The sequence below is a fragment of the Niveispirillum fermenti genome (assembly GCF_048066175.1).
GTDB lineage: Bacteria > Pseudomonadota > Alphaproteobacteria > Azospirillales > Azospirillaceae > Niveispirillum > Niveispirillum fermenti.
Genome location: NZ_JBLTXA010000004.1, coordinates 127,206 through 145,190, shown reverse-complemented (window position 1 = coordinate 145,190; position 17,985 = coordinate 127,206). Strand labels below are relative to the sequence as shown.

At 67.2% G+C, this 17,985-nt stretch carries 15 protein-coding genes; 6 read left to right on the top strand and 9 right to left on the bottom strand.

What is annotated here, in order from left to right; genetic code table 11:
- The first annotated feature begins 150 nt into the window (after positions 1 to 150).
- Complete coding sequence (locus ACM9LZ_RS05795) at positions 151 to 543, top strand: dihydroneopterin aldolase (protein WP_416618400.1); 393 nt, start codon at positions 151 to 153, stop codon at positions 541 to 543.
- Positions 544 to 612: 69 nt separating this feature from the next.
- Here ACM9LZ_RS05795 and ACM9LZ_RS05790 read toward each other — a convergent pair whose 3' ends face one another.
- The 6 genes from ACM9LZ_RS05790 to hflK all read right to left on the bottom strand — a co-directional run bounded on the left by ACM9LZ_RS05790 (position 613) and on the right by hflK (position 10,076).
- Positions 613 to 1,854, bottom strand: a complete 1,242-nt coding sequence (locus tag ACM9LZ_RS05790) for a threonine ammonia-lyase (protein ID WP_416618399.1) — start codon at positions 1,852 to 1,854, stop codon at positions 613 to 615.
- 250 nt (positions 1,855 to 2,104) lie between these two features.
- Positions 2,105 to 5,713: a hydantoinase B/oxoprolinase family protein gene (locus ACM9LZ_RS05785; protein ID WP_416618398.1), complete on the bottom strand. Its 3,609-nt coding sequence runs from the start codon at positions 5,711 to 5,713 to the stop codon at positions 2,105 to 2,107.
- Between the two features lie 253 nt (positions 5,714 to 5,966).
- Positions 5,967 to 7,523 carry a DegQ family serine endoprotease gene (locus ACM9LZ_RS05780; protein ID WP_416618397.1) on the bottom strand — a complete coding sequence of 519 codons (1,557 nt, stop codon included), beginning with the start codon at positions 7,521 to 7,523 and terminating at the stop codon, positions 5,967 to 5,969.
- Between the two features lie 215 nt (positions 7,524 to 7,738).
- A complete protein-coding gene (locus tag ACM9LZ_RS05775; protein WP_416618396.1) occupies positions 7,739 to 7,924 on the bottom strand; it encodes a DUF2065 domain-containing protein in 186 nt (61 codons plus the stop codon).
- 97 nt (positions 7,925 to 8,021) lie between these two features.
- Positions 8,022 to 8,897, bottom strand: a complete 876-nt coding sequence (gene hflC / locus ACM9LZ_RS05770) for a protease modulator HflC (RefSeq protein WP_416618395.1) — start codon at positions 8,895 to 8,897, stop codon at positions 8,022 to 8,024.
- A 12-nt stretch (positions 8,898 to 8,909) separates the two neighbouring features.
- The gene (gene hflK / locus ACM9LZ_RS05765; protein WP_416618394.1) at positions 8,910 to 10,076 is read right to left on the bottom strand and encodes an FtsH protease activity modulator HflK; all 1,167 of its coding nucleotides are present in this window, start codon (positions 10,074 to 10,076) and stop codon (positions 8,910 to 8,912) included.
- A 174-nt stretch (positions 10,077 to 10,250) separates the two neighbouring features.
- On the opposite strand from hflK, the gene apbC reads away from it, so the two are divergent.
- A complete protein-coding gene (gene apbC / locus ACM9LZ_RS05760) occupies positions 10,251 to 11,408 on the top strand; it encodes an iron-sulfur cluster carrier protein ApbC (protein ID WP_416618393.1) in 1,158 nt (385 codons plus the stop codon).
- A 217-nt stretch (positions 11,409 to 11,625) separates the two neighbouring features.
- Positions 11,626 to 11,922: a hypothetical protein gene (locus tag ACM9LZ_RS05755; protein WP_416618392.1), complete on the top strand. Its 297-nt coding sequence runs from the start codon at positions 11,626 to 11,628 to the stop codon at positions 11,920 to 11,922.
- 175 nt (positions 11,923 to 12,097) lie between these two features.
- Here ACM9LZ_RS05755 and ACM9LZ_RS05750 read toward each other — a convergent pair whose 3' ends face one another.
- Both ACM9LZ_RS05750 and ACM9LZ_RS05745 read right to left on the bottom strand, forming a co-directional pair.
- Entirely contained in the window at positions 12,098 to 13,261 is a 1,164-nt protein-coding gene (locus ACM9LZ_RS05750; protein ID WP_416618391.1) for a cystathionine gamma-synthase, read from the bottom strand.
- A gap of 31 nt (positions 13,262 to 13,292) precedes the next feature.
- On the bottom strand, positions 13,293 to 13,916 hold the full coding sequence (locus ACM9LZ_RS05745; RefSeq protein ID WP_416618390.1) for a CatA-like O-acetyltransferase: 624 nt from the start codon (positions 13,914 to 13,916) through the stop codon (positions 13,293 to 13,295).
- Positions 13,917 to 14,121: 205 nt separating this feature from the next.
- Between ACM9LZ_RS05745 and ubiA the strand changes: the two genes are divergently transcribed.
- Positions 14,122 to 15,183 carry a 4-hydroxybenzoate octaprenyltransferase gene (gene ubiA / locus ACM9LZ_RS05740; protein WP_416618389.1) on the top strand — a complete coding sequence of 354 codons (1,062 nt, stop codon included), beginning with the start codon at positions 14,122 to 14,124 and terminating at the stop codon, positions 15,181 to 15,183.
- Positions 15,161 to 15,832: a class I SAM-dependent methyltransferase gene (locus ACM9LZ_RS05735; RefSeq protein WP_416618388.1), complete on the top strand. Its 672-nt coding sequence runs from the start codon at positions 15,161 to 15,163 to the stop codon at positions 15,830 to 15,832. Before ubiA ends, ACM9LZ_RS05735 begins: the two co-directional genes overlap by 23 nt.
- On the opposite strand, the gene ACM9LZ_RS05730 is transcribed toward ACM9LZ_RS05735, so the two are convergent.
- Entirely contained in the window at positions 15,795 to 16,250 is a 456-nt protein-coding gene (locus ACM9LZ_RS05730) for a DUF3291 domain-containing protein (protein ID WP_416618387.1), read from the bottom strand. The two genes, ACM9LZ_RS05735 and ACM9LZ_RS05730, sit on opposite strands and share 38 nt — an antisense overlap.
- Before the next feature lie 123 nt (positions 16,251 to 16,373).
- Between ACM9LZ_RS05730 and ACM9LZ_RS05725 the strand changes: the two genes are divergently transcribed.
- On the top strand, positions 16,374 to 17,885 hold the full coding sequence (locus ACM9LZ_RS05725) for a UbiD family decarboxylase (RefSeq protein WP_416618386.1): 1,512 nt from the start codon (positions 16,374 to 16,376) through the stop codon (positions 17,883 to 17,885).
- The last annotated feature ends 100 nt before the right edge of the window (positions 17,886 to 17,985 follow it).

The window sequence follows — 17,985 nt, the reverse complement described above, 5'->3', positions numbered from 1 at the left end:
TACCAACCGACGCGCACTCTAGACGCAGCGGCGCCAGCCCGCCACTATGGCGAACGGGCAGGGCCAAACGGCTGCAACGCCGTTTGGCTGGGGGCAGCCGCGCGCCGCGGACGGCTTGCCCGCCGGGCCGTGCCGATGATACAGCAGCGCATGCTCCAGACCATGCTGCGCCCGCTTTCCAGCCCCCAACCCGATCCGCCGGCCCGTGAAGGCGCCCAGGTCGTGCTGGTGGTTCGCGACCTCGTGGTGACCACGCTGATCGGCATCTATGATTACGAGCATGTGAAGCCGCAGCGCCTGCGCGTCAACCTGGAAGTGGACCTGGCTCCATCGACCACGCCCTGGACCCATGCCGCCCTGGCCGAAACCGCCGCCGCCCTGGTCACGGCTGGCCATACGAACCTTCTGGAATGCCTGGCCGAACGGCTGGCCGCCGCCATCCTGGCCAATGACCGCGCCCGCACCGCCCTGGTCCGCCTGGAAAAACTGGACGCCTTCGCGGAATGCGAGGCGGTGGGCGTGGAAATCGTGCGAGCGGCCTGACCGCACACAAGCCCTTGGGGCCCAACGGTTGGGCCGGTGTCGCCACCCAACCGCGCGACGATCGGTCCGTCACTCCACCCCGCCGGCCAGAACCTGCACCTTTAGTCCACCCCTGGTGCGCAGGGCTTCCAGCACCCGTTCGGCATGGCGCCTGGACCGGCATTCGATGGTGAGGTCGATGTCGGTGGCCTTGACGGTGGTGGTGGTGAACAGGCGCTGGTGGTTGGCCTCGATGATGTTGCCGCCGGCATCGCCGACCAGACCGGTGATCTTGGCCAGCACGCCGGGGCGGTCCGGGATGGCGATGCGGATGGCGATGAGCCGGCTTTCGCGGACAAGCTGGCGCATGATCACCTGCGCCAGCATGCGGCTGTCGATATTGCCGCCCGTCAGCACCAGGCCGACCTTCGACCCGCGAAACAGTTCCGGATGGACCAGAAGGGCGGCAAGACCCGCGGCGCCGGCCCCCTCCGCAACCGTCTTTTCGATATTGAGGAACAGGGCGACGGCTTCCTCCACCGCCACGTCGGGCACCAGCAGCACGCGATCGACCAGCGCGCGGCAGATTTCCAGCGTGTTGGCGCCCACATTCTTGACGGCGATGCCTTCGGCGATGGTGTCGCCGCCAACCGTCACGGGCTCCCCCTTCAGCGCCTGCTCCATGGCGGGATAGGCTTCCACCTCCACCCCGATGATGCGGATCTCCGGCTTCATCGCCTTGGCGGCGATGGCGATGCCGCTGATCAGGCCGCCACCGCCCACCGGCACGACCAGCGTGTCCAGCTCGGGCACGGCCAGCAGCATCTCCAGCCCCACGGTCCCCTGCCCGGCGATCACGTCGGGATCGTCATAGGGATGGACGAAGACCAGCCCGTCTTCCTGCGACAACCGCTCGGCCTCGGCCGCCGCCTCGGCCAGGACGGCCCCCTTCAGCAGGACGCGGGCACCATGCTCCTCGGTCCGCTCCACCTTCGTGAAGGGGGTGCCCTCAGGCATCACGATGGTGGCCGGGATGCCCAGGCGGCCGGCATGATAGGCGACCCCCTGCGCATGGTTGCCGGCCGACATGGCGACAACCCCCCGCGCGCGCTCCGCCGCCGTCAGCTTGCGCAGCTTGTTCAGTGCGCCGCGTTCCTTGAAGCTGGCCGTGAACTGCAAATTCTCGAACTTCACCCACACCTCGGCCCCCGTCAGTTGCGACAGGGTGTGGGATGGGACGCAGGGCGTCTCCAGCACGTGACCGGACAGGGCGCCGGCCGCCTGCTTGATGTCGGACGGGCTGATGGGCAGGGCACGCGGCAGGGCGGTCATGGATGCTGTCTCCTGGGAGAGGCGGGCGGGCACGATGGCCCGGCCGGTGGTGCCCTTCGGATACGGACACGTCGTTGGTTCCCTGTTCGCATGAAGGGTCGTTCCTGGCGAGACGATTTTTCACAGCACAGCTAGGCAGGTTCCTCCAGATCGGGCCACACTTGGCCTGGCCTGGAGGAACCTGCCGGACTCTACAGGTTTGCCGATCGTCCGGGCCCGCCCATGTGTGGGCGGCGTTCGGAAAAGCTGCTCAGGCAGGTGGGCCGAAGCCGCCACCGCCCGGGGTCTCGATCACGAACACATCTTCGGCCCCCATGGCGGCCCTGGCCGTGGCGGAAAGGACCTCTACCCCGCCATCCGCCCGTTCCACCCGCGCGCCGCCCGGCTGCGCGTCGCCGCCGCCGGACAGGCCATAGGGCCGGATACGCCGGTTGTTGGACAGGATGGCCGCCGTCATCGGGGCCAGGAAACGGATACGGCGCTCCACCCCCTCCCCACCCCGGTGCCGGCCGGCCCCGCCAGACCCGGCGCGCAGGCGGAAACCGTCCAGCATCACGGGGAAGCGCCATTCCAGCACCTCCGGATCGGTCAGGCGGCTGTTGGTCATGTGGGTATGGACACCATCGGTCCCGTCGAAATCCGGACCGGCGCCGGACCCGCCGCAGATCGTCTCGTAATATTGATGGGTCTCGTTGCCGAAGGTGAAATTGTTCATCGTCCCCTGCGACGCCGCCATGACACCCAACGCCCCGTACAGGGCGTTGGTCACGGCCTGGCTGACCTCCACATTCCCGGCCACGACGGCGGCCGGATAGGCAGGGTTCAGCATGCAGCCATCGGGGATCACGATATCCAGCGGCGCCAGACAGCCATCATTCAGCGGAATGTCGTCATCCACCAGGGTGCGGAAGACATAGAGCACCGCGGCCCGCACGATGGCGGACGGGGCGTTGAAATTACCCCGCTGCTGCGCCGATGTGCCCGTGAAATCGATCCGGGCCGACCGGGCCCGCCGGTCGATGGATACGGCCACACGAATATGCGCGCCGTTATCCATTTCGATATCGAAATGTCCATCCTTCAGCACGCCGATCACGCGGCGCACCTGTTCTTCCGCATTGCGCTGGACGTGCCCCATATAGGCACGAACCGTTTCGAGCCCGAAAAGATCGACCATCTTCATCAGCTCGTCCCGACCGCGCGCGTTGGCAGCGATCTGGGCACGCAGGTCGCCCAGGTTCTGGGCGATGTTGCGGGCCGGATGGGGGCCGCCGGACAGCAGGTCCACCACCGCCTGTTCCAGCAGGACACCATCACGGACCAGCAGGAAATCATCGATCAGAATGCCTTCCTGGTCGATATGGACACTGTCGGGCGGCATGGAACCCGGCGTGATCCCGCCGATATCGGCCTGATGCCCGCGGCTGGCCACCCAGAACAGGATGGTGCTGCCGGCCGTGTCGAACACGGGCGTCACCACGGTCACGTCGGGCAGATGCGTACCACCGCGATAGGGGTTGTTCAGCATCACGGCGTCGCCGGGGCGCAGCGTATCGCGGCGGGCCGCGATGATGGTGCGCACGCTGTCACCCATGGAACCCAGATGCACGGGAATGTGCGGGGCGTTGGCGATCAGGTTGCCGCAGGCATCGAACAGGGCGCAGGAGAAATCCAGCCGCTCCTTGATATTGACCGAATGGGCGGTGTTTTCCAGCGCCAGACCCATCTGCTCGGCGATGGACATGAACAGATTGTTGAACACTTCCAGCATCACGGGGTCGGCGTCGGTGCCGACCGCCACGCGGGCCGGCAGCGCCACGACCCGGCGCAGGACAAGCCCGCCGCGGGCCGTCACGCGGGCCTGCCAGCCCGGTTCCACCAGGGTGGTGCCCGTCGCCTCCGTCAGGATGGCCGGCCCGTCGATCACGGTGCCGGGGGGCAAGGAAGCGCGGTCATGCACGGGCACGGGCTGCGTGGCCCCGCCGGTCCAGACCGGCACCGTGGCGCGCGGGGACGGTGCCGCCAGGATGGCGGGTTCCTCCGGCATATCCCCGGCCGCTGCGGGCGCGCTGGCGGCCACGGCCTCCACCGACAGGCTTTCCACGACCAGCGGCCGGTCGGGAACATCGAAGCCGAAGCGCTGGCGGTGGGCCGCGGCGAAGGCGGCCCGCATCTCCGCCGGCGATCCGAACGGCACCTCCAACGCCGCATCGGTGCCGGCCACCTTCATCCGGGCCGTGCAGGTCCGGCGGATGGCGTGATCGGCAACGCCCTGCGCCTGCAATTCCGCCGCCGCCTCCGCGCCCAGCGCCTGCAGCACGGCCGACAATTCATCCATCATCTCCGCCCCCAGCGGGCATTCCACCGACCGGTCACGCAAGGCCCCCAGATCGGCCAGCCCCATGCCATAGGCCGACAGCACGCCCGCGAACGGATGCAGATACACGGTCTTCATGCCCAGGGCATCGGCCACCAGACAGGCATGCTGCCCCCCCGCCCCGCCGAAACAGTTCAGGGCATAGCGGGTGACGTCATATCCGCGCTGGACGGAGATATGCTTGATGGCGTTCGCCATATTCTCCACGGCGATCTTCAGGAAACCGTCGGCCAGCGCCTCCGGCCCCATGTCGCGACCCGTCGCCGCCGCCACCGCCGCCGCCATCTCCGTGAACCCGGCGCGCACACGGTCGGCGTCCAGCTTCTGTTCGCCATCGGGGCCGAAGACGGCCGGGAAGAAGTCGGGATGCAGCTTGCCGACCATGATATTACAGTCGGTCACCGTCAGCGGGCCGCCGCGGCGATAAGCGGCGGGCCCCGGATCGGACCCGGCCGATTGCGGACCGACGCGCAGCCGCGCCCCGTCGAACCGGCAGATGGACCCGCCGCCGGCCGCCACCGTATGGATGCGCAGCATGGGCACGCGCAGCCGTACCCCGGCCACGACGGTTTCCAGCGACCGTTCATAGGTGCCGGCATAATGCGACACGTCTGTGCTGGTGCCACCCATGTCGAAGCCGATGATGCGGTCGAACCCTTCGGCCGCCGCCGTCCGCACGGCACCGACGATACCGCCCGCGGGGCCGGACAGGATGGCATCGCGCCCCTGGAAACGTCCGGCCTCCGTCAGGCCGCCATTGGATTGCATGAAATAGAGCGGAATGCCCGGCAGCGCCCCGGCCACCTGCGCCACGTAACGGCGCAGGATGGGCGACAGGTAGGCATCGGCCACCGTCGTATCACCACGGCCCACCAGCTTCATCAGGGGGCTGACCTGATGGCTTGCCGACACCTGCGTGAACCCGACCTCCCGCGCCAGGGCGGCCACCGCCGCCTCATGTTCGGGATAGCGGTAGCCGTGCATGAAGATGATGGCGCAGGCGCGGTAGCCGGCATCGAAAGCCGCCCGCAATCCGGCCCGTGCCGCGTCCGGATCCAGCGGCCGGCGGACGGCGCCATCGGCCATCACCCGTTCCGGCACCTCCAGCACCCGGTCATAAAGCTGCTCGGGCAGGTCGATGCGGCGGGCGAATATCTTCGGCCGCGCCTGATAGCCGATGCGCAACTGATCCCCCAGGCCGGCCGTGATGACCAGCAGGGTCTTCTCTCCCTTGCGTTCCAACAGGGCGTTGGTGGCCACCGTCGTGCCCATGCGGACCTGTTCCACGGCATCAGCCGGAACGGGGTCCTGCGGCGACAGGCCCAGCAGGTCGCGGATACCCTGGACCGCGGCGTCACGATAACGTTCGGGATTTTCCGACAAAAGCTTGTGGGTCAGCAAAGTCCCGTCGGGGCGGCGGGCCACGATGTCGGTGAAGGTGCCGCCACGGTCGATCCAGAACTGCCAACGCCCATCCGTCATCCCGGCACCCTTCCTTCCGGCCCTGTAACGCAACAAGGCGCGGAGTGTGCCGGGAACCGCCGGCAGACGCAAATACCCTTCTACCCATCGTGCCGGGCGCGGCCCGCGTGCCCGACACGATGGCAACGGCCGGAAGCCGGCCGTCCGGCAGCTTCGGCTTGCGCGCCCACCAGGGCACGGACGCTCGATGCACGAAGCAGGCTGTGATGCGTTCCACGCACCGCAGCCTGTCAGGGTGGACCGCCCCCCGGTACTACTTCGCCTCTTCCAGGGCCAGCGCCAGGAAGGTCTGCTCACCCTTGCGATCGACCAGCAGCAGTACGGCCTTCTGGCCGGCCTGCCGTGCGGCATCCACCCGCTCCTGTACATCGCCTGGTGCCGCGACGGGCTGCTGGCTGACCTCCAGCACGACGTCGCCGGGGCGCAACTGCCGGCTCTGCGGCGGGGCATCGGGGTTGACGCGGGTGATGACCACACCCTTGACCCCGTCGGCCAGCGTGAATTGCCGGCGCAGGTCGGGGGTGATGGCGGACACGGTCAGGCCCAGCGCATCCACCTGCTGCTGTGCGCCGTCGGTCACGCTTTCTTCCGGCTGCGCCGGGGTTTCCGCGGCGGTCGGGTCCTCCGGGAATTCGGCCAGGGTGATGGGAACGGTCAGCGCCTCACCCTTGCGGGAAATGCCGACGGACACCTTCGTGCCGACCGGCGTGCCGGCCACCATGCGGGGCAGGGTGCGATTGTTCAGCACTTCCTTGCCGTTGAAGGTCAGGATCACGTCGCCGGGACGCAGGCCTGCCTCCGCGGCGGGGCTGCCATCGGTGACGGTGCCGACCAGAGCACCCTTGTGATGGGCCAGCCCCATGCTTTCCGCGATCTCCGGTGTCACGGACTGGATCTGCACACCCAGCCAGCCGCGACGCACCTTGCCGTTCTTGCGCAGTTCCTCGATCACGGTGCGGGCCATGCCGGACGGGATGGCGAAGCCGATGCCGACCGAACCGCCCGTGCGGCTGTAGATGGCGGAATTGATGCCCACCACGTCACCCGCCAGATTGACCAGCGGGCCGCCCGAATTGCCCTGGTTGATGGCGGCATCGGTCTGGATGAAATCATCGAAGCGGCCGGCGCCGATATCGCGGGCGCGGGCCGACACGATGCCGGCCGTGACGGTACCGCCCAGGCCGAACGGGTTGCCGATGGCCACGACCCAGTCGCCGACCTTCAGCACGTCGCTGTTGCCCCATTTCAGGGCCGTCAGCCGCAGCTTGGTGTCGATCTTCAGCAGGGCCAGGTCGGTTTCCTTGTCCGTGCCGATCAGCTTGGCCTTCAGCTCGGTCTGGTCCTCATCCTGCAGGATGACGGTGATCTCGTCCGCCCCCTCGATCACGTGATTGTTCGTGACGATATAGCCGGCCGGATCGATGACGAAGCCCGAGCCCAGCGATTGCGCCCGACGCGGCGTGCCGGGGTTCTGCTGCTGACGCTCATAGAAGTCGCGGAAGAATTCCTCGAACGGGGAACCGGGGGGGAAGTCCGGCATCGGCACGGGGGACCGGCCACCGGGTCGATTCTGGATCGTCTGGCTGGTCGAGATGTTGACCACCGCCGGCAGTGTCTTTTCCGCCAGTGCGGAGAAGCTTTCCGGCGCGCCGCGCTGGGCCAGCGCGGGCGGGGCGACGAACAGGGCGGCAACCAGCGGCAGCACCGACAACAGCGACAGCCAGCCGGTCAGGCGGCCTTCCCGGGCCGGGGCCCCGGCACCGGCAGGCGCGGCGGGGCAGGCGGGACGGGAACGGGGGGCTTCGATCACGTCAATCTCCAGGGGCCGGCCAGCGGCCACCGGAAGGCGGCGCGCATCGGCGTCCCGGCCCTTCTGGGACACGCCGATGCCAGGGAATATAGGATGCGAAATGCCGGCTGCGAAGCATTCCTTCACTGTCCGCGCGCGAAGCAGGCGCGGTTTATACGGGTATAGGGGGTAAATCCCCGTACCGGCACCCGGCGGACACCCTGTCATCAGGGGTTTCAGCCGCGGATGATGGCCAGGGCCAGCACGCCCAGCACCGCCACACCCAGCCCGATACGCCGCAGAAGGGCGGGTTCCATCCCGATGATGCGGGTGGCCATGTCCCGCATGGATACCGGTGCTATGGCATAAAGCAGCCCTTCGATGACGAAGACCAGGGCCAGCGCTGTCAGGAAATCGGTCACGGGTCGGGTCCGGCACGGGAGGCAGAAACAGAACTGCCCCGGCGCTTGGGCGCAACCGGGGCAGTCTTGATGCGGCGATCAGGCGGGTGCCAGCGGCTCAGCGCCGCTGTGCATTACCCATGCTGTTGAAATACCGGAAGAATTCGCTGTCCGGCGACAGCACCATCTGGGTGTTCTCACCCCGGACAGAGGCACGGTAGGCTTCCAGCGAGCGATAGAAGGCATAGAAATCCGCGTTCTTGGATGCGGATTCGGCCACGATGCGGATCGCCTGATTGTCGCCCTCACCCCGCAGCACCTGGCTGTCGCGCTGTGCCTCGGCCAGGATCACCGTGCGTTCACGCTCGGCACGGCTGCGGATCTGCTGCGCCTGCTCGTTGCCCTGGGCGCGGGCCTCGCGGGCCTCGCGCTCACGCTCCGAGCGCATCCGGTCATAGACAGCCTGCGAGGTGGCCTCCGGCAGGTCAGCGCGGCGGATGCGCACATCCACGATCTCCACGCCGAACCGGCGGGCCTCCTGGTTCACCTGTGCCTTGATGTCGGCCATGACCCGGGCGCGCTCCTGCGACAGCACGGCCAGCAGCGTGGCATTGCCCAGCACGCGGCGCAGGGCGGAATTCACGGTGGCGGCCAGACGCTGCTCCACCACCATCTCGTTGCCCACCGACTGGTAGAATTGCAACGGCTCGGTGATGCGGTAGCGGGCGAAGGCATCCACTTCCAGGCGCTTCTGGTCGGCCAGGATCACCTGTTCCACGGGCGGGTCAACGTCCAGCACGCGGGCATCCAGCAGGACGACATCCTGGATGAACGGTATCTTGGCATGCAGCCCCGGTTCCTTGATGGTGCGCTTCCATTCACCGAATTGCAGCACCAGCGCCTGCTGGGTCTGGGCAACGGTGAACAGGGAAGTGGACGCCAGGATCAGGGCGACGGCGGCAACAATGCCCAAAGCGACGAGTTTGCGGCTCATATCCAGTCCCCCTTACTGGCGCGGCGCGGTCTGGGTGACCGGCGTCTGCTGTCGGAGCTGGTTGGTCAGTTCGTTCAGCGGCAGGAAGGGCACGACACCCGTCCCCTTGCCCTGGTCGATGATGATCTTGTTGGTCCCGCCCAGCACTTCCTGCATGGTTTCCAGGTACATGCGCCGTGCGGTGATTTCCGGCGACAGCGAATAGGCCGACAGCACCTGCGAGAAGCGCTGCGCGTCACCCTGGGCCAGGCTGACCACCTGTTCGCGGTAGGCCGATGCCTGCTGGATCAACTGTTCCGCCTCGCCGCGGGCGCGGGGAATGATGTCGTTGCGGTAGGCCTCGGCCTCGTTGCGCAGCCGCTCGCGGTCCTGGCGGGCGCGCTGCACGTCGTTGAAGGCATCGACGACGGGTCCGGGCGGGTCCACCTTCTGAAGCTGGACCTGGCTGATCTCGATACCCGACTGGTATTCGTCCAGCATGGTCTGCAGCAACTGGCGGGTCTGCTGCTCGATATCCTGGCGGGCCTCGGTCAGGGCCGGCTGGATGTCGGTGCGCCCGATCACCTCGCGCATGGCGCTTTCGGCCGCCTTCTTCACCGTCTGTTCCGGATCGCGGATCTTGAACAGATAGTCGCCGGCGTCCTTGATCACCCACAGGACGGTGAAATCGATATCGATGATGTTCTCGTCACCGGTCAGCATCAGGCTTTCGTCGGGCACGTCGCCGCCGGCCCGGCGGTTGTCCCCGGCCGAGCGATAGCCGATCTCCAGCCTGTTGACGCGCGTCACCTTGGGCGTCACCGCCCGTTCGATGGGCACCGGCAGGTGATAGCGCAGGCCCGGCTGCTCGGTCCGCACATACTGGCCGAATCGCATGACGACACCCTGCTCATCGGGTTCGACGCGATAGATGCCCGACAGGCCCCAGAGAACGGCCAGGGCCAGCACGCCGAACATGATGGTCCGGCCGCCGCCGAATCCGCCCGGCGTCAGGTTCTTGAACCGCTCCTGCCCCTTGCGCAGCAGCTCCTCCAGGTCGGGCCCGCCCGGTGGCTGTCCGCCACCGCCGCCGCCGCCCGGTGGACGGCCCCAGGGATTGTTCCCGCCGCCACCGCCGCCACCCGGGGGCGGGCCCCAGGGCCCGCCGCCATTGCCGCCACCTTGATTATTCCAGGGCATATTTCCGACCCTTTGGTGATTGGTCCCGATAACTGCCAAACCGACCGGCCTGTCCACCAGGGACAGGACGCTTTCATGCTTGCTGTCGCCACCCTATATATCGCGACGCGCCAGCGAAAGGCCCTTGGCCCGGCGGTGCTTGCAGATATTGGGAAAAAAGCGGGGTTTTCAACCATGGCCATGGTGAGTGAGGAGCAGGTTCTGAACGCCCTGCGCAATGTGAGGGACCCGGACCGCGATAAGGACATCGTCACCCTGGGCATGATTTCCGGCTTGGTCGTGAAAGGCGGCAACATCGCCTTCGCCATCGAGGTGGACCCCGCACGGGGTGCGGCCCTGGAACCGTTGCGCCAGGCGGCGGAACGCGCGGTGGATGCGCTGCCGGGCGTCACCTCCGTCACCGCCATGCTGACGGCCCACCGGCCGCCGCCCGGCATGGGCGCACGCGCCGGCGGGCATGACCATGCCGGGCACGGGCACGCCGGACACGGGCACGCCAAGCCAGCCCCGCAGCAGCGCCCGGCCCGGACCGGCGTGCCGGGCGTGCGTGCCATTGTCGCGGTCGCTTCCGGCAAGGGCGGGGTCGGCAAATCCACCACCGCCGTCAACCTGGCCTTGGGAATGGCAGCCAACGGGCTGCGCGTCGGGCTGCTGGACGCCGACATCTACGGCCCCTCCCTGCCCCGCATGATGGGCCTGTCCGGCAAGCCGGAGACGGTGGACGGCAAGGTTCTGCGCCCGCTGGTCAACCATGGGGTGAAGGTCATGTCCATGGGCTTCCTGGTGGCCGAGGACACGCCCATGATCTGGCGCGGCCCCATGGTGATGGGCGCCATCCAGCAGATGCTGCGCGACGTGGCCTGGGGCGAGTTGGACGTGCTGGTCGTCGACATGCCGCCCGGCACGGGCGATGCCCAGCTTTCCCTGGCCCAGAACGTGCCGCTGGCCGGGGCCGTCATCGTCTCCACCCCCCAGGACATCGCCCTGCTGGACGCCCGCAAGGGGCTGAACATGTTCCGGCGGGTGGATGTGCCCGTGCTGGGCATCGTGGAGAACATGTCCTATTTCTGCTGTCCCAATTGCGGCCATCGCAGCGACATCTTCAGCCATGGCGGCGCCCGCGCCGAAGCCGGCAAGCTGGGCATCGAGTTTCTGGGCGAGGTCCCGCTGGACATCGCCATCCGGGAGACCAGCGATGGCGGTGCCCCCATCGTCATGTCCCAGCCCGACAGCGAGCATGCGAAGGTCTATCGCACGATCGCCGCAAAGGTCTGGGACAAGGCGGGCGGCGGCGCGGCGGTGCGCGCGGCACCCCGCATCGTGATCGATTGATCCGGACGGCCGCCGGCCCCGGCAAAGGCTGTAATCCAGCCCGGGCCGGGGCCGGTCCGCAACTGGTCACAATACAAATGAATGTTTGAAACACCCTTTCCCGGCAAGCCCGCCAAAAGACGGATTGCTGCACTGCGTATCCTGCAATGGATTTTTCCTTTCCGTCGGAAGGGGTATTTGGTACATAAACTGCGTGCTCCGGCGGAGGACGGACAGGATGTATCACAACGAGCCGATCAGAGTTGCATATGCGTTTCGTGACGGCGCCCATTCCTTTCGGGCTGCCGATCCCCGTACAGGTGATATCCAGGTTGCCCATGGCGTACCGGAAATCGCCTACGAGGAAGTAACGCGCACGCTGAGCGCCCGGGTCGCCGATCATCTTGGCGCATATGCGCAGGCCCGTCCCCAGTTGGCGTTCAAGGAATTCTGGACATGGTTGCAGATGAATCCCATCGCGGCCATGCCGAACACCCCTTGCCATGTCGAGTTCGCTTGGGAAGTCCGACCCTGAACCCGGTATGGCAAGTCGCCATGTAGGCGGTATGTGTATGGATTGCTGAACAACTGGCGCCCGGCCCCAATCCGGGCGCCATTTTTTCGTTCCCGCCCCATACGGCCCTGCCCCCGTCCCGGCAGGCGCGACCCTTTCAAGCGCCACCCCTGTCGGGTGAGGCGGATGGGTGCGTTTACCGCAACGCGCTGTCCAGATCGGCGATCAGGTCGGCCACATCCTCCACCCCGACCGACAGGCGGACAAGACCGTCATCGATGCCGATGGCGGCGCGCTGTTCGGGCGGGATGCTGGCATGGGTCATGATGGCCGGATGTTCGATCAGGCTTTCCACCCCGCCCAGGCTTTCCGCCAGGCTGAACAGCTCGGTGCGTTCCAGCATGCGCCGTGCCGGTTCCAGCCCCCCCTTCAGGTGGATGGTCACCATGCCGCCGCCGGCCCGCATCTGGCGCCGGGCCAGATCGTGCTGTGTATGGCTGGGCAGGAACGGATAGCGGACCCGGGCCACGGCAGGATGCCTTTCCAGCCATTCGGCCACCTGAACGGCGTTCTGGCAGTGCCGCTCCATGCGCAGGGCCAGCGTCTTCAGGCTGCGCATGACCAGGAAGCTGTCGAACGGCCCCTGGATGGACCCGACGGCATTGTGCAGGAAGGCCATGCGGTCGGCGATCTCCCCCGCCTCGCGCACCACGGCAATGCCGCCCACCATGTCGGAATGGCCGTTCAGATACTTGGTCGCGGAATGGACCACGATATCGAAGCCCTGCTCCAGGGGCCGCTGGATCCAGGGACTGGCAAAGGTGTTGTCGGCGACGGAAATCAGCCCGCGCCGCCGCGCCAGATCGGCCAGCGCCTCCAGATCGGCCAGCTTCAGCAGCGGGTTGGTGGGCGTCTCCACCCAGAGCATGCGCGTTTCCGGCCGGATGGCCGCTTCCACGGCTGCCAGATCCGCCAGATCCACCGTCGTCACGGACAGGTTGGCCGTGCGTGACCGGACCCGGTGCAGCAGGCGATAGGTGCCGCCATACAGGTCGTCGGACGCGATGACATGGGAACCGGCATCCAGCAATTCCAGGATCGTCGCCTCCGCCGCCAGGCCAGAGGCGAAGGCATAGCCGCGATGGCCCGATTCGAGGTCAGCCACACAGGCCTCGTAGGCCATGCGGGTCGGGTTCTGGCTGCGGGCATATTCATAGCCCTTGTGGACGCCGGGGCTCTCCTGGACGAAGGTGCTGGTGGCATAGATCGGCACCATGATGGCGCCGGTCGTCGGGTCCGGCTGCTGCCCGGCATGGATGGCGCGGGTGGCGAAACCCTGGCGGTTGGGACGGTCGGTCATGCTGAACTTCCTTATCGTTGGCGCCCGGCCTCTATCGGGCCGGGTCGTTGACGGCGTCGCCCAGCACCTCTTCCAGCCGGGCGATGAACCGGGCGATATGAATCCCGTCGACCAGCCCGTGATGGGCCTGGATGGCGACGGGAAAATCCACCCGCCCGCCTTCGTGGCGGAACCGCCCCACGGCGATGTTGGGGATGGAACAATCCCCGAACCGGGCCATGGGATGCTGGATGGCCGTGAAGCGCAGCCAGGGCAGGCAGGTGGCAAAGATATAGTCGCGCGTGACCAGGGGTGTAAGGCGCAGGTCCAGCGCCACGCGCGCCTGTGCGCGGTCCGTCCGGTAGGCATCCAGGAACGCCTGGAAATCGGCCATGTACGGGATGGTGGAGAAATTCAGGTTCCCGTCCTGGCCCAGCACCGTATAGGACAGGTCCAGCGTCTCCACCTCGCTCACCCGTCCATCCAGCACGCGCAGGCGGAAATGCGGGATCTCCAGACTGACGCGGCCGATGGCGTGCAACACACGGGCAAAGGGCGGCACGCCGGCCGCCTTGGCCGCCGGCACGAAATCGGGGCAGTCGGCCATGGCCGTGATGTTCACGGCGGGCTGGTCATACCGGTCGAAAAGGGCGAGCTGACGGCTTCTGTCGATCATCGGTGCATCCCTTCCGGGTTCCCGACCCGATCCGGGGCACTTAGTTTGCGAGGTGCGGGAAAGCACCCGTCGGCTCCGCCAGAGCAGGGCCCTGGATAACCGCGCCCGCCGGTCAGGTCAAGCGCCCAGGACGGGGAGCCGGGTATCGCCACCAGCCCATGCCGGCCTTTGCGCAGAAGCCGGCGAACCGGTAGTATCCGTTGCCATGACGAACGCCACCCAGACCAGCACCGCCCCGGATGGCCCCGGCCATACCGATATCAGGGCCGGCGATTGGATCGACCGCCGCCTGCCGGCGGCGTGGCGCCCCTATGCCCGGCTGATGCGGCTGGACCGGCCCATCGGCACCTGGCTGCTGCTTCTGCCCTGCTGGTGGTCCATCGCCCTGGCCGCACCGGCCGGGGGCTGGCCTGACCTGTGGCTGATGGCCCTGTTCGGGATCGGGGCCGTGGTCATGCGCGGCGCCGGCTGCACCGTCAACGATATCCTGGACCACAAGCTGGACGCCATGGTGGAACGCACCCGCGTGCGCCCCATCCCCAGCGGACAGGTCAGTGTGCGCCAGGCCATCCTGTTCCTGGCGGCGCAATTGCTGGTCGGGCTGCTGATCCTGATACAGTTGAACGGATTCGCCATCCTGCTGGGGGCGGCATCGCTGGTGCTGGTGGGGCTCTACCCCCTGATGAAGCGCATCACCTGGTGGCCGCAGGCTTTCCTGGGCCTGACCTTCAACTGGGGCGCGCTTCTGGGCTGGGCCGCCGTGCGGGGGGACCTGGGATGGCCGGCAGTGCTGCTCTATCTCGGCGGCATCCTGTGGACCCTGGGCTATGACACCGTCTATGCCCATCAGGACCGGGAGGACGACGCCCATGTCGGGATCAAGTCCACGGCCCTGCTGTTCGGTAACGATTCGCGTCGCTGGGTCGGCATGTTCTATGCCGGGGCCTTCGTGCTGTGGCTGCTGGCGCTGGAGCCGCGGGGCATGTTCTGGGGCATCGCCGTGCCGCTGGCCGCCACGGGTGCCCTGATGTTCATGCAGGTCCGCGGCTGGGACATCAATGACCCGGCCGACAGCCTGGCCACCTTCAAGGCGGCCCGCTTCATCGGCATGGCGCTGCTGGTGGCCATCATCATCGGCGTGGCCAGCCTGCCCAAGGCAATGCATGGCGGCGGCGGGCCGATGGATGGCATGCGCCTGCTCCCCAAACCCTACATGCAGCCGCAGATGCTGCGCATGGCCGATCTTGATCCCCTTCCCCGCCGCTGATCCGGCCGCCTTCATCCGCGCCCATACCGCGCCGGCCCCGGTGCCGCTGCGGCCCGATATCCTGCTGTGGCAGGCCACGGAGATCACGCCTATCTGGCAGGCGACGGAGGAATGGCTGGCACGCAACGGCGTTCCCCCGCCCTTCTGGGCCTTTCCTTGGGCCGGCGGGCAGGCCGTGGCAAATCTGATCGCCGACGATCCGTCGCTGGTGGCCGGCAGGCGGATACTGGATTTCGCGGCCGGGTCGGGATTGATCGCCATCGCGGCCATGAAGGCGGGCGCCGCACACGCCACGGCCGTGGAGATCGATCCGTTCGCCGTTGCCGCCACGCGGATGAATGCCGAACTGAACGGCGTGGCCGTCACCGGCATCACCGACGACATTATCGGCCGGCCGCTGCCCGGCATCGACATCGTGCTGGCCGGCGATGTCTGCTACGAACGTCCCTTTGCGGAAGCGGCCCTGTCCTGGTTCCGCGATCTGGCGCGGGCCGGCACCACCGTGCTGGTGGGCGACCCCGGCCGGGCCTACCTGCCCGCCCAGGGGCTGGACAGGCTGGCCACCTATGCCGTGCCGACCACGCGCGAGCTGGAGGACCGGGAGGTCCGCGTCACGGATGTGTGGCGGGTGCCGCAAAGCGCTGCTTGAAGGTGAAAGCGAACGGCGTGGGTCCATGACCTTCCAGGTGATCCAGCCTTTCGCGCGCATCGGCCAGGGTGGGGACCTGCCCGGCCGGCACCCACCACAATGCCATGTGCGCCCGGTCGGGCCTGGCGAACCAGTCGCGCCGGCCGCGCATCACGGCTGTGTGGTCGGCCTGGCGATATGTGAAATCGAACAGCGCATCGACATTTTCCCAGACCGACATGTTGATGATCAATTCGGGATCGGGGAAGGGGCGCAGGCTGGTGGCGTCGTTGCCATCGCCGACCAGACGCCAGACGAAGCCGGGCGCCGCCTCCGCCAGGGCGTTCACCGCATCCAGGCGCGACGTGAATCCCAGAAGTTGCGGACTGTCGATTGGATACAGCAGACGGGCGATATTGACCTGTGCCAGATGATGCATGGGGCGTACCTTGTCCGAGAATGCACCCTTATGTGGGATGGCCGCGACAGGCTGCAAGCTTGACCCGGCCGCCGCGGCCCCCGATCTTACGCCCCACAGACCCGGAACCCCCGAAGGCCCATCATGCCCTATGCCTCCCTGCGCGATTTCATGGCCCGCCTGGAACAGGAGGGGCGGCTGGTGCGCGTGACGGAGCCCGTTTCCACCGTGCTGGAAATGACGGAAATCCATACCCGCCTGCTGGCCGAACAGGGCCCCGCCGTGCTGTTCGAGAATGTGATCAGGGCCGATGGCAGCAAAAGCACCATGCCCGTCCTGATCAACCTGTTCGGCACGGTGGAGCGTGTGGCGTGGGGCATGGACCGCCAGCCGCATGAATTGCGCCAGGTCGGGGAGACGCTGGCCTTTCTGAAGCAGCCCGAACCGCCCCGCGGCCTGAAGGAAGCCTTCCAGCTTCTGCCCCTGGCCAAGCAGGTCATGGCCATGCGGCCGGGGTCGGTATCCAGGGCGCCCTGCCAGGACGTGGTGCTGACGGGGGATGATATCGATCTTTCCACCCTGCCCATTCAGTCCTGCTGGCCCAGGGAGCCGGCCCCCCTGATCACCTGGCCCCTGGTGGTGACCCGGGGCCCCGGTGAGGCACGGGAGGATAATTTCAACCTGGGCATCTATCGCATGCAGGTGCTGGGGAAGAACAAGACCATCATGCGCTGGCTGAAACATCGCGGCGGGGCGCAGCATCACCAGCGCTGGAAACAGGCCGGCAAGCGCGAGCCGCTGCCGGCCGCCATCGTGCTGGGGGCCGACCCCGGCACCATCCTGGCCGCCGTGACGCCGGTACCCGACACGCTGTCGGAATACCAGTTCGCCGGCCTGCTGCGCGGGAAGAAGGTGGATCTGGTCGCATGCAAGACCGTGCCGCTGAAGGTGCCGGCCACGGCGGAGATCGTGCTGGAAGGCTATGTGAGCCTGGATGAATATGCCGATGAAGGGCCCTATGGCGACCATACAGGCTATTACAACTCGGTCGAGCAGTTCCCCGTCTTCACCGTCACGGCCATCACCATGCGCCGGGACCCGATCTTCCTGTCCACCTTCACGGGCCGCCCGCCGGATGAACCCAGCGTGCTGGGCGAGGCGCTGAACGAGGTGTTCATCCCCCTTCTTCAGCAGCAATTTCCCGAGATCGTGGATTTCTGGCTGCCGCCGGAAGGCTGTTCATACCGCATCGCGGTCGTGTCCATGAAGAAGGCCTATCCCGGCCACGCCAAGCGCGTGATGATGGGCGTCTGGTCCTTCCTGCGGCAGTTCATGTACACCAAATGGGTCATCGTCGTGGATGACGACATCAACGCGCGCGACTGGAAGGACGTGATGTGGGCCGTCAGCACCCGCATGGACCCGGTGCGCGACATCACGATGATCGAGGGCACACCCATCGACTATCTCGACTTCGCCAGCCCCGAAAGCGGCCTGGGCGGCAAGGTCGGCCTGGATGCCACCAACAAGCTTCCCCCCGAAACCCATCGCGAATGGGGGGAGAAACTCTATATGGACCCGGCGGTGGTGGACCGGGTCAGCGGGATGTGGGACCGGCTGGGCCTGCCCGGCACCGGCAAGCCCATCTGGAAGTGACGCCCGACAGAGGGAGGCCCCCCTTGCGCACAGATGTTGCCAGCACGGCCCGCAGACCCCATCTTTGCAGGACAGGACAACAAATCAGGCAGTTGGAACA

Excerpts from the sequence above, each read along its gene's own strand:
- ACM9LZ_RS05790 (WP_416618399.1), bottom strand. The coding sequence starts at position 1,854 with ATGACCGCCCTGCCGCGTGCCCTGCCCATCAGCCCGTCCGACATCAAG.
- ubiA (WP_416618389.1), top strand. The coding sequence starts at position 14,122 with ATGACGAACGCCACCCAGACCAGCACCGCCCCGGATGGCCCCGGCCAT.
- ACM9LZ_RS05730 (WP_416618387.1), bottom strand. The coding sequence starts at position 16,250 with ATGCATCATCTGGCACAGGTCAATATCGCCCGTCTGCTGTATCCAATC.
- ACM9LZ_RS05795 (WP_416618400.1), top strand. The coding sequence starts at position 151 with ATGCTCCAGACCATGCTGCGCCCGCTTTCCAGCCCCCAACCCGATCCG.
- ACM9LZ_RS05755 (WP_416618392.1), top strand. The coding sequence starts at position 11,626 with ATGTATCACAACGAGCCGATCAGAGTTGCATATGCGTTTCGTGACGGC.
- hflC (WP_416618395.1), bottom strand. The coding sequence starts at position 8,897 with ATGAGCCGCAAACTCGTCGCTTTGGGCATTGTTGCCGCCGTCGCCCTG.
- ACM9LZ_RS05750 (WP_416618391.1), bottom strand. The coding sequence starts at position 13,261 with ATGACCGACCGTCCCAACCGCCAGGGTTTCGCCACCCGCGCCATCCAT.
- ACM9LZ_RS05745 (WP_416618390.1), bottom strand. The coding sequence starts at position 13,916 with ATGATCGACAGAAGCCGTCAGCTCGCCCTTTTCGACCGGTATGACCAG.
- hflK (WP_416618394.1), bottom strand. The coding sequence starts at position 10,076 with ATGCCCTGGAATAATCAAGGTGGCGGCAATGGCGGCGGGCCCTGGGGC.
- ACM9LZ_RS05785 (WP_416618398.1), bottom strand. The coding sequence starts at position 5,713 with ATGACGGATGGGCGTTGGCAGTTCTGGATCGACCGTGGCGGCACCTTC.
- ACM9LZ_RS05725 (WP_416618386.1), top strand. The coding sequence starts at position 16,374 with ATGCCCTATGCCTCCCTGCGCGATTTCATGGCCCGCCTGGAACAGGAG.
- apbC (WP_416618393.1), top strand. The coding sequence starts at position 10,251 with ATGGCCATGGTGAGTGAGGAGCAGGTTCTGAACGCCCTGCGCAATGTG.